The following is an 11,273-nucleotide window of genomic DNA, read 5'->3' as shown; positions in this document are numbered from 1 at the left end:
GGGGCGGTGTGACCGTCCACCGGTGGCCGCCGGGCCACGCGGCGAACGAGGCGTCGTGGACCTGTCTACGGACCCGCTCGTCGCCGCCCTTCTCCTCGGCGACGGCGAGCAGGTCGTGCAGGAACGCGCGCAGCAGCGCCATGTCGGGGGCCGACGGCGGGGCGCCACCCGCGTGCAGCGCCTGGCCGGCGAGGGCGGTGAAGGCGTCCTCGGTGGTGTTGCCCAGGGCGACGCTCAGGGCGCCGTTGTCCTGGATCGTGTCCAGCGGATCCGGGACGGGCGCCGCGCTCGCGGCGGGATCCCACTCGACGGCGAGCGCCGTGCCGGCGTAGAGGCTGCGGCTGATCGGGCTGACGGCGGCGTCGTGACCGTCCTCGCCGGTCAGGCGGGGGTCCCGCCAGCCGAGGTGCGCGAGCTGGTCGGCGTAGGAGGTGCCGGGCGGGCGGCTGGCCAGGACGTCGGCGTCCGGATCGGAGTACCAACCGATGACCCGGTAGCCCAGCGCGGTGGCGGACGTGACGTCGGCGAGGTCGTCCAGGAAGGAGAAGACGTTGATGTTGTGCGGGGTGTAGGTGGTGAAGTACGGGTCCCCGGTGGCCATGGCGGTGACGAACAGGGGGTCCCCCCCGGCGCGTTCCGTCCACCCGGTGTCGGTGTGGCCGAAGGCGAGCCCGAGCTGGACCTGACCGACATCGGAATCCATGGTGTTGCGGTACGGGTCCGGGCTGGCCTGCCACGCGCGCAGGGTGGCGGCGTCGACCAGGTAGGGACTGGAGTGCGCGATGTCGTGTCCGTCGTTCTGCGCCCGCGGGCTGCACGGGCAGTCGCTTTCGATTACCCACGCTCTGGCGCGGCGGGTGCCGGTACCGCTGAAGCGGACCACCAGCCAGCGGTTGGGCACCAGCGGGTAGCTGATCTCACCGGTCGCCGGATCCTGCACGCCATGGCGTAGCCCTCGGGGCAGGGTCCAGTGCAGGTGGACGCCGGTGTGGCTGTGCACCGGGTCGTTGTTCTGGCGGTCCGCGCCGTCCGGCTCCGGGCTCAGGTAGTCGTCCAGCGCCAGATAGGTGTGCTGCCAGGTGCGGAAGGCGTCGCGGCCCCGCAGTGCCGGGGTGACCACGAGGACGTCGAGGTCCACCGGGACGACGAGCGCGGGACGGGCGGTCAACCTCGGTCTCCGTTCGGGCCGGTGAAGCGGATCGCCTCGGGGACCCTGACCATCTGCAGGGCCAGGTCGGCGGGGCCGATGGGGCCAACGGCGGTGCCGTGCGCGGTGTCCAGGGCCGTCGTCAGCGCGGGGACGAGCGAACCGACGTCCAGGATCCGGCCACCGGCACCGGCCCTGAGGTGGTCCAGGACGGGGAACGTGACGTCGGGGCCGATCTGCTCGCCGAGCTGGCGGCTGCCCGCGGCGGCGTTCGGCGGGGCCAGCAGGTTGCGCAGCGGGATCAGGCCATGGTCCTCGACACCGAACCGGAAGCCCTCCTGGGGCTCCCTGAGTTCGACGGCTGCGGGCAGGCCGTCGAACAGGCACAGCAGCACGGTCGGCGAAAGGTGATCCATCCGCAGGACGGGTAGCGGCCCGCCCGCCGCGTCGCTGGCGCGCACGGCCAGGTTCGGCCAGCCGGAGACGAGCGCCGAACGCAGCAGGAGGCCGGAGACCGGCCCGAACACGGCGTCGCCGCGGGAGGGGGCGGATCCAGCCGCGCTGCCCTGGTCCCGCGCCGGGGAGTCCTCGGCCGCGGTGCCGCGCTGTGTCGCGCGGTACCCGGCGGCCTTCTTCGCCGCAGCGGCCCGGATGGTGGCGGCGACGACCTGGTCCTGGAGCGTGTCCCGGCTGGACTGCGCGCCGATGCTGAGCGCACCGGAGACCGCGGCGTCCAGCCAGCCGGGGTCGAGGTGGAAGAAGCGTAGCGACTCCCGCGGCAGCATCCGCTCGTCGGGCACCAGGTGGGTGAACGGCACGGGATGGAGCAGCAGGAGCTTCCCGAGCCAGTCCGCGATCCGGTCGAGGTGTTCCCCGAGGCCGTCGTCGGCGGCCATCGCGGTGGCGAGGGCGGCCCGGGTGGCGTCGGATCGCAGCACGGCCCTGAGCCCGCCGGCCGGGTCGGCGGACGGTGCGGCGGGTGCTGGCGGGGACCACACGGTGCGGGTCCGGTCCGGTGCCGCGCCGAGGGCGGTGAGCAGGTGGCCGTCGAGCAGCGCGCCGAACGCGGCACGCGCCGTCCCCGGCCGGGTGCCGCCGCTGCCGTCCCGTCGCAGGTGGGCGCTGGTGGCCTGGTGGTGAAGGGTGTCCACCTGGTGGCGGGTGGCCTGCTTGAACGCGAGCAACCGCTGGGCGAAGGGAGCGTCCGCGAGGGCGAGGGCCCGGCCGGTCTCGAACGCGGCGGCCAGCGACAGGTCGAAGCTGCCCCAGGCCGGATCGTAGGCGAGGAGCGCGTCGGCGCAGGTGGCACGCGCCGCCTCGTCGGTGGCGGCGGGCAGTACGGGGGTGAGCGGGCCCCGGTACCAGCCGTAGGTGGCCTCGCCCGAACGGGTCAGGTAGGGCAGCGGCAGGTAGCCGTCGCCGAGCCGTCGGGTGACCTGCCGCCGGGCGGCGGTGTCGGTGCCGGAGCCGCTGTCCTGCGGCGGGTCGGGCAGCCGCAGCCACATCTGCTCACGTCCGGCCTGGGCGCCGGACGGCGTGCGGGTGAGTCCCTCGGCGAGGTCGGCGAAGTCCGCCTCGCGGTCGGGCTGGGCCTGGAACGTCCAGCTGGCCAGGGACAGCAGCGCCACCGAGGATCGGCCCCGGAAGTCCGGCACGTCCACGAGGATCCGCTCGTGGCCTTCCAGGGAGACGAGATGCACGATGTTCTTCGTGCCCGTCCCGGGGTCGGAGCCGGGCGGGGCGGCGGCCGGGAAGCGGTTGGCGACGACGACGGAGAACAGGCCGTCCTCCTGAAGGCCCAGGATGGGCCGGTCGCCCGTGTTGGCGCCGCGGCAGTGGGCGAGGAAACGCAGCTCGTCGAGCCGGGGCGCCACGGCCTGGAACTCGGGCGCGGCGACCTGGACATAGACGCAGGGATCGCCGGAGCCGACGTCGGACTCCAGGGTCAGCGCGGGCTTGAGCACGGCGGGGTTCTCGGCGAGGAACTCCGCCACGGTGGCGGAGATGGTGCGGTTCGGGGCGGTGGTGCCGCCGACGAGCTGGGCGTCGGTGAGCACCAGCAGCGCAAGCCATGGGGTGTCACGCGAGGCCCCGACCAGTGGTCGTTCCCAGGCCAGCATCGGGTCGCCGAGCACCACGTGCGGCAGGACCTCCGCGAACCTGCCGCTCGAGGCGTCGGCGGGCTGCCGGGCGAGCACCACGCCCGCGTCGAGGCGCACCTGCGGGCCACGGACGGTGAACTTCTGGACGGCGGTGAACGGCCCGCCGATGACCTGCGCGCCGTCGCGCAGCGTGTGGGTGACCTCGATCCGGTAGTCGCCGGCGGGCAGGGCGGGCAGGTAGTGGTCGTGCAGTTCGACGTCCCCCACGGGGATCGTGTCGCGGGCGGGGTGTGGCGGGCTCGGGCTCATCCGCGGCTCCCCCCGGCCTGGGCGCCGCTCTGGACCATGGGTGGCTCGCTGTAGAGGTGGGTCGCGCCCGCGGCGAGGCTCGCGAGGGCGCTGTCGTCGAGGTCGGTGAGCAGCTTGGTGTCGGTGAGGGCGGCGTACATCGCGTCGCGCCCACGCCTCGCGTCGCCACGGTCGAGGCGCCCGAGCAGGTCCACGCTGGACGGGTCGGGCACGGCGGCGAAATCGCCGTTGGCGGCTGGCGCCAGGGGCAGCGGCGACAGGCCGGGCGGCAGCTCGTCCTCGTTGTACTCGCTGAGCGGGAAGACCCCGCGCGAGGCGGCCAGCTCGGCCCGGGGCGCCTGGACGTCGAAGCCGACCGGCCGGTCCGCCAGCACCTCGGCGCTGGGTTCCGCCGGCGTGTGGCTGAACGGGCTCGGCGGGGCACCCCACAGCGACGCGGGCACGCCCCGGGTACGGGCGGTGAACGTCCAGCCGTCCGTCGAGGCGGGCCTGTCCTCGTAGAAGAGTCTCAGCCGGTGCTCCCCGACCAGGCCGGCGCGGTCCATGGGACGCACGTCGACCAGGGGTCCCTCGCCGGGCTCGGCCGCGGCCAGCGGCGCGTCGCCGGTCCGCAGGTGACTGGCCGGCACCGCCGACTGGGTGAACAGGCGCAGGTCCCGGGCCCGCGCCTGCCACGCCTTGCCGCCCGTGGCGGGGTCGTCCACGGCGGCGTCGACGCCGGCGATCGGCGCGATGGTGACGACGTCCGCCGGCTTCGGGAGCATGCTCGCGAACACGTCCCAGCTCAGCGCCCCGCCCCCGGCTCCCCCGCGGGAACCGCCGAAGCTGACGGTCACGTCGATGAGGGGGAAGTGCGCGGTGACCGAACCGCCGGTAGGCGGCCCCCACAGGTAGAGGGTGGCGCCGACCGAACCGCTGATCGTGACGTGCAGGAAGCCAAGATGCACACTGCCGGACGCGCCGATGCTCACCGAGATGCGCGCGGCGAAGGAAAACGGCCGCCAGGACAGCAGCATGTCCGCCTGCGCCGTGAACCAGGCCCGGATCGGGCCCTCATGGAAGAGGACCTCAAGCCGCGCGCCCGCCATCGCGCACGACGGCGTGACCGCCAGATACGCCTGGGCCTTGATCGACACATTGCCGCTGACCGCCCAGTCGATCCCCAGCCGCGGGGCGTCGGGATAGTAGGAGGGCCGGCTGAACGCGGGGTGGTAGCCGCCGAGGGTGACGACGAACTGCCCGGCATGGGCGTTGGACCCGAACCAGGTCGCGGCGGCGAAGCCGCCGGTGAGATGGCAGGCGGGCGTCAGCACGTACGAGGCCGGGGAGAGCTGCGCGGCGATCTCGGCACTGCCCTGGATCGGCCGGATCACGGCCTCCACACCCAGCTCCGCGTAGACGTAGGTGGTGGTGGCGGACTCGGTGGGCAGCGGCAGCTGGATCGTCGCGAGGCCCAGCACCGCCAGCGCCAGCTCCGCGCCGATCTCCGCGGCGAGCAGTACCTTGGCGTTCACCACCTCGGCGACGCTGAACTCCACCCCGAGGGCCAGCCAATACGAGCCTTCACGGGGTGCGATCCACCGCCGCGGCTGGCTGCCGACCACCGCCGGCTCACGCCCTTCCAGGACGTCGAGCACGTGGGATGGCTTGTGCCCGGTGCCGGGGCCCTGCTTGTGCAGGCTCAGCAGCGGGAAGCCGGCGATCTCCCTCGGGTTCGGCAGCGTCAGCTCCCGGTTGAAACCGAACCCGGCCATCAGGCCGGTGACCAGGACCGGTGGCGGGCCGCCCAGCGGCGCCTCGAGCTGGGCGAACACGAACAGCGACGGTGCCCCGTCCTTGAGCTGCGCGTAGGAACCGAGTCCCGCCAGGGAGAAGCTCTGCAGGCCGACCGTGGCCGTGCCGTCGTACTGGAACTCCACCGTGTCGGGAAGCTGGTCGTCGGGCAGGTGCAGCAGCGCGCCGGAGATCTCCACAGGAGCGGCGCTGTAGCCGATGCCGAGGCCGTCGAGGCGGAACGTCGGGGCGAAGCTGTCCAGCCGGGAGCCGACCGCCAGACCGTCGAGCGAGAGGGCGAGCGGGCCGAGGGCGACGGAGGCGTCCAGCGCGAACAGCAGCACGTTGTGCAGGTACTGCACCCCGACACGGTCGAGGTGGACGATGCCGAGCTGCTTCTGCACCGACACCCAGTGGACGCTGGAGGCACCCGTCCCCGACGTGTCCGGTACGGCGGCCGGATCGGACGTGCTGGACGAGCTCGGGGTGCTTGCGGGGTCGGATTTCGCGGGGCCGCCGCCGCCGGCGTTCGCGGGAAGTTCGCCGCCGCTGCCGGCGCCCGCGGATGGCACGCCGAGCGCGACTGACGTGCTCTGCGTCCCGATCCGCAGTTCGGCCAGCGCACCGACCCCCGCCGCCAGCCCGGCGTGCGGAAGGGCCACCACCTTGGTCGGTCCCAGCAGCCGGTTCACCGAGGCGACGGTCCGGGCGTCGAAGGCTCCGGAGCTGTAGAGGACCTGCAGGTCGCTGACGCTCACCGTCCCGAACGTCGACAGGAACCCGCCGACGAGCGGAAGTTGGGAAAGGTCGAAACCCGCCGAGAGGTCCACCCCGACGCAGAACCGGGCCGGGCCGCCGGCGGGTTTCACCCGCACGAACTTGGCGTCCTTCAACGCGATCCGCAGGCTGTCGGGAACGTCGGCCGCGAGGTCCGCGGAGAAATGCGCGACCCAGTCCCGCAGCACGATCACGGTGCCGTCCTCGGCACCGTGATAGGTGGCGACGAGGACGTCTTCGCCGGATTTCTCCTCAGCGAAATCGACCTCGAAGGCGTAGCCGTTGACGGACAGCGTTCCGCCGTAGCGCGTGGCCGAGCCGTCGCGCGTCACCGTCACGCGGAGCGTGGCCTTGACGCCGTCCGTGATGGCCAGGTCTCCCTCGCAGACGAAGTCGAGGGCGGACGAGCCGGTAGTGTACGAAAGCGTCAGGGCGGTGAGTTCGAGGGACCTGACCGGCGCGGGCACGTTGGTCAGCCCCAGCGCGTCGATCACCTCCGCCATGCCGAGGGTCTCCCCCGCTGTGAGGCTGCCATTAAAGGCCCAGCCGCCCTGCGCGCCAACAACCCTCGCGGCCGAGATGTCGACATTCAGCGTGGAGCCGATCGCCACCGTGCCCCCGACCCGCGCCGTGAACCCCACGGCTTTCGCGTAGTACAGGTCCACCGACAGCGATCTGATCGCGAGGGCGCCCACGAGCGGCCAGTCACCCGCGGCCTTCATCTGAAGGAGGTACTCGTCCCCGAGGACAGCGGCGAAGGACAGCTCACTGACGGCGCAGGATCCGGGCACCTCGCCAGACGGTATTCCAAACGACTCCAGCAGGGACCGGACAGGGACTGGTCTCCCATCCGTGAGCTCACCGGTCAGGGCCACCTGTGGAAGCCACACGCCGATAGCGAGCGGCAGCTTCCTGATGGTGAGCGAAGCGACGATCGCCACCGCGTCGACCGCGTAGGCGGCCGGTTCGACAGCCGTTTTCCGGACGAGCCGATAGTCGAAGCCGGCAATATCGGCGGGATCGAAGTCGAACGCCCGCAGCCCTGCCGCCGCTTCCTGCCAGACGGCGTCACCGCCGAGGCGTCTGCCGAGCTTTTCCAGCTCAGCGGCGAAGGCACCGGGGCGCGTCGGCCGAACGGCGGTGGTCAGCCGCCCGAGTTCGTCCACGGTGACCGTCGACGCGACCTTCACCTTGTCGAACGCGCCGGCGAGGGTGAGCGTGACCAGGCCCTGGTTCGTCACTGTCATCGTCAGGCCGGTCACCGACATGGCCACGGCCGCGCCGTCGACCGGCCAGGCAGAGGACGCCCAGGTCAGCGGGAGCGACAGCGTCGTGTGGCCGGCGTCCACCTCGGGCGGCCCACTGCCCGCCGCGCCCTGACAGACGCCGTCCGGGAAGGTCACGAGCATCGCGCGCAACTGGTCGGGCAGCGCGGTGTCCGCGGCCCGCAAGGTAGGTGGATCATCCAGACTCAGGAGATGCGCTTTCAGGGCGTCGAGATCCACTGGACCCCTCCCACAGATCAAGAACTTTCAGGTCTGGACGCGCTGCACTGCCGACCGGTCATCCTCAGCTCCGTAGCCACGGCTTGTCCTTGTCCTTGTTCCACGTCCAGTAGGAACCGTCGTAGGGTTCGGTTCTCAGGTATCCGGCCACCTTGTACAGCGCCGCCGTTGCGGGTACGGTCGGCCTGTTCCCGGGCGCGCTCCCCAGGTATGCCAGAAGTTTGCCGTTGGCATCCGAAAGATCCTTGCAACGCTTTTCCCTGGCGCCCTGCAGGACACGGACGGCCGCCTGGTCAAACGAGTCTTTTGGGTCGTCCAAGCGATTCTGTGGACCCACGAAGAGGTTCCCCGGAAGCCACGCGTATACGCCCGTTAAATTGTCCCATCCGGTGGGTCGCAAAGCGGATTCACCATGGATGACCGTACCTTCATACAGCCGTATGGCCAGGTCCGCGACATCCCGGAGGTCATTGTCATAGAGCCGCCCACCGACAGCATGCAGCATGTCGGAATACTGCCGCTTCGATATCTTCTCCCAGAGCAGCGGAAGGAAACTGCATCCTTTCAGGCCGCCACTCCCGACAAGGGTGTTCCAGAAATTCTTGAGCGTGGCGAACGGAACGATGTGGTGGTACATGAGATTCGCCGTACGACCGGAGATCTGGACTTCACCATGAGGGATCGCAGGTCTACCAGGAGCGACCAGCACATTTTCCGGCCGCTCCGCCAACATCAGATTGAATTCTTCCGCCACCACGAGGTCTCCCCGTAAAACTACGGTCGGCCATGCTGAAACGCGGGACACGCGCCTCCGGCGCCGGCTGGCACCTGCTCCCAGGCACCAGCGAGACGGCGACAGGTCCCGTCGTACACAGAAAGTTCGATGCGGGCGCCCACCCCACGCCCAGCACGATCGACGGAAACCCGTCTAACAACAGATTAGGGAGTTCTCACCCCGAAGGAAGGCAATTTGCGGAAAGTCACGCAAAGTTATCCCGAAGCCTTCCGGCCCGTCGTACCGGTCATCGGCGCCCGCGCCGCGGTGGCCAGGGCGCAGAAATTCGCCCCGAGCCCGTGATCTGCGAATCCAGCGAACGCCGACCCCGGCCGGACAGCGCACGTCGGCCGGGACCGGAGTCAGTGGCCGGACGCTTCGCCGGCCGGCAGATGGAACAGTGCGTACAGGGGCAGGCGGACCGTAGCGAGGTGGCAGGGCGACTGGGCGCGATCAGGCTGCCGGCGCTACAAAGGGAGCATGATCCCGACTGTCACCGCATGAGTAGCAGTGCGCGCGCGCTTCGGCCGCAGGCCCGGGTCACGACCGCGCTGGAGAAGGTCCTCGACGCCGAGATCGATGTCGAGGCGTGCCCGCCGTGGCTGTTACGCCCCAGCCGCGCGGAGTGCGCCGCTGCCTGGGCATCCCTGGCCGCCATCTTCCGTGCGCTTACCGGCCGGGAGCTACCCGAGGCCGCACCGCCCCGCGAACGTCGACGCCTCGACATCATCGCCCGCTACCCCGACGGAAGCCGGCAGGCCATCGAAATCGACGAACGCCAGCACTTCACCGGCGCCCGCGCCGCGACCTTCCCTCTCTACCCCACCCATGCCGCCCTCGGCTACAACACACACCTCTGGCTGCGACGGTCACAGGAGCTCACCGGCCGGGAACCGGGCGGTGGATTCGCCAGGCCATGCCCGCCGCTGTTCCCCGGCCCCGGCGGACGTCACCAACAACGCGCGTTCCGTGACGCGCTCGCCGACCTCGTCCCGCCCCAGCACGGCTGGCTACCCACCGCGCGCATCGCCGACTTCCAGCTCCCGGCCACCGGCCGGGACCATGAACTTCATGCAGTTCTCCGCGCACTCCTCCAACACCCCGGCGGGCCCCCGATTCGGTTCTTCCGATAAGGGGCGGCTCCGGCCGTGAGGGCAAGGTTGCCGGCGACAGGTCCGGAAGCGACAAGAGCCGCAGATCGCCCGCTGGGCGGGATCTGCGGCCAGACTCCTGGGATCGCCTCACGTAGGTCCCGGCCTCGGTTGCAACGTCGAGAACGTCCTTGCCGTCAGGCGTGTCCGGCCTGCCCTTCTCGTACCGTCGGCTACGGAGGCCACGACCACGCCCTCGGCGGTCGACGGGGACTACATACCCCACCCCGTACGCTGGAACTGTTCGGAACAACCCGTGCGGAGGTCCCCATGCAGGTCGACGACGAGGCAGTCAGCGCCGTACTCAACCGGCTACGACGCGCACAAGGTCAGCTCGCCGGCGTCATCGCCATGATCGAGGCAGGGCGTGACTGCAAGGACGTCGTCACCCAGCTCGCCGCCGTCTCCCGTGCGCTCGACCGCGCCGGGTTCAAAATCGTCGCCAGCGGGATGCGGCAGTGTCTGGCCGCCGCCGACGGCGAGGCCGCGCCCATGAGTGAAGCCGAGCTCGAAAAGCTGTTCCTCGCGCTCGCCTGACCAGGTCCGAAGCCGGCCGGCGGCGCCCGGAGTCGACGCGGGAATCGGCCGGTCCGCAGACGGCGACCGTCACGTCGCCGTCCGGATGACCACGATCTCGGCCTGCGTGCGGGGGTGAGTCAGCCGACGAGCTGGCTCAGGCCCACGCTCGCTGCGGCACTGCGAGGTGAGGTTTTGCATCTCTGGCTCCGCTGCTGACGACCCTGCGCGGGCTCGATTCCCTACACCACACGCCCAACCGGCATCGCCCCCGCCACGGACCGTGTCCCCGGGAGCTCTGGCAGTACGAGAAAGTCAGGCCAAGGCCAGAAAGAGCTTTTCGAGCTCGGCTTCACTCATGGGCGCGGCCTCGCCGTCGGCGGCGGCCAGACACTGCCGCATCCCGCTGGCGACGATTTTGAACCCGGCGCGGTCGAGCGCACGGGAGACGGCGGCGAGCTGGGTGACGACGTCCTTGCAGTCACGCCCTGCCTCGATCATGGCGATGACGCCGGCGAGCTGACCTTGTGCGCGTCGTAGCCGGTTGAGTACGGCATCAACCGTGTCGTCGTCGACTCGCATGGGGACCTCCACCAGAATGTTCGTGCCGTTCCATAATACCCCACGGGGTATCAGATGCCTGCCCGGCCCGGCGCACCAGGGATCAGAGCAGTGCGGTCAGGAGCATGAGCGCGGCGACCGCGGCTAGGGCGACGGCGAAGGCGGTCTGCAGCGTTCGGCCGCTCAATTTGTCGGCGAGGCGTTTGCCATACCAGGCACAGGCGATGGCGGCCGCGGTGAAGGGCACTACGACCGCCCAGTTCAGCGAGCCCGTCGAGCCGAGGCGCGGCGCCAGGGCGGCGAGCGAGTTCGCGCTGATGACGAGCAGGCTGGTGCCGACGGCATCGGCCATCGGGAAGCCGAGCGCTGAGACCAGGGCGGGGACGGCGAGGAAGCCGCCGCCGACGCCGAGCAGGCCGGTCAGCGCGCCGAGGCCCGCGCCGGTCACCGCCACCCGTCCCGGACCGGTGCCGGCTGGGCGGTCGCGACCCGGAGCCTGGACGCCGGACCCGGCGGCCGCGGTCACCGTGGTTCGGTCCGGCGCGAGCATGCGCCACGCGGCAAGCCCGGCGAGGATGGCGAACGCGATGGTCAGCAGGGTCGCGGGCAGCCGGGTGGACAGGGCGCCGGCCGCGGCCGCGGCGGGCAGGCCGGCGG

General features: G+C 71.2%; 7 protein-coding genes and 1 pseudogene. 2 read left to right on the top strand and 6 right to left on the bottom strand.

Annotation, left to right across the window (positions count from 1 at the left end; translation table 11 throughout):
• The 4 genes and pseudogenes from MXD58_RS10640 to MXD58_RS10625 all read right to left on the bottom strand — a co-directional run.
• Nucleotides 1–1,168, bottom strand: a pseudogene (locus MXD58_RS10640) (hypothetical protein); the annotation flags it as partial.
• Nucleotides 1,165–3,558, bottom strand: a complete 2,394-nt coding sequence (locus tag MXD58_RS10635; RefSeq protein WP_250609270.1) for a hypothetical protein — start codon at nucleotides 3,556–3,558, stop codon at nucleotides 1,165–1,167. The pseudogene MXD58_RS10640 and the gene MXD58_RS10635, both read right to left, overlap by 4 nt.
• On the bottom strand, nucleotides 3,555–7,559 hold the full coding sequence (locus MXD58_RS10630) for a DUF6603 domain-containing protein (protein ID WP_250609269.1): 4,005 nt from the start codon (nucleotides 7,557–7,559) through the stop codon (nucleotides 3,555–3,557). The genes MXD58_RS10635 and MXD58_RS10630 overlap by 4 nt, the downstream gene beginning before the upstream one ends.
• A 118-nt stretch (nucleotides 7,560–7,677) precedes the next feature.
• Entirely contained in the window at nucleotides 7,678–8,370 is a 693-nt protein-coding gene (locus tag MXD58_RS10625; protein ID WP_248841414.1) for a hypothetical protein, read from the bottom strand.
• Between the two features lie 518 nt (nucleotides 8,371–8,888).
• On the opposite strand from MXD58_RS10625, the gene MXD58_RS10620 reads away from it, so the two are divergent.
• Together MXD58_RS10620 and MXD58_RS10615 are read left to right on the top strand one after the other, a co-directional pair.
• The gene (locus MXD58_RS10620) at nucleotides 8,889–9,521 is read left to right on the top strand and encodes a hypothetical protein (RefSeq protein ID WP_248841415.1); all 633 of its coding nucleotides are present in this window, start codon (nucleotides 8,889–8,891) and stop codon (nucleotides 9,519–9,521) included.
• 288 nt (nucleotides 9,522–9,809) lie between these two features.
• Nucleotides 9,810–10,076: a metal-sensitive transcriptional regulator gene (locus tag MXD58_RS10615; RefSeq protein ID WP_248841416.1), complete on the top strand. Its 267-nt coding sequence runs from the start codon at nucleotides 9,810–9,812 to the stop codon at nucleotides 10,074–10,076.
• 294 nt (nucleotides 10,077–10,370) lie between these two features.
• Here the strand turns inward: MXD58_RS10615 and MXD58_RS10610 are convergent, their stop codons facing one another.
• Both MXD58_RS10610 and MXD58_RS10605 read right to left on the bottom strand, forming a co-directional pair.
• Nucleotides 10,371–10,637 carry a metal-sensitive transcriptional regulator gene (locus tag MXD58_RS10610; RefSeq protein WP_248841417.1) on the bottom strand — a complete coding sequence of 89 codons (267 nt, stop codon included), beginning with the start codon at nucleotides 10,635–10,637 and terminating at the stop codon, nucleotides 10,371–10,373.
• A gap of 82 nt (nucleotides 10,638–10,719) precedes the next feature.
• Nucleotides 10,720–11,273: sulfite exporter TauE/SafE family protein (locus tag MXD58_RS10605; RefSeq protein WP_250609268.1), on the bottom strand; the 554-nt coding region annotated here is incomplete at its 5' end.

The organism is Frankia sp. AgKG'84/4, from assembly GCF_023242965.2.
Classification (GTDB): Bacteria; Actinomycetota; Actinomycetes; order Frankiales; family Frankiaceae; genus Frankia.
The sequence above is the reverse complement of the archived record's forward strand: the minus strand, read 5'-3'. Positions and strand labels throughout refer to the sequence as shown.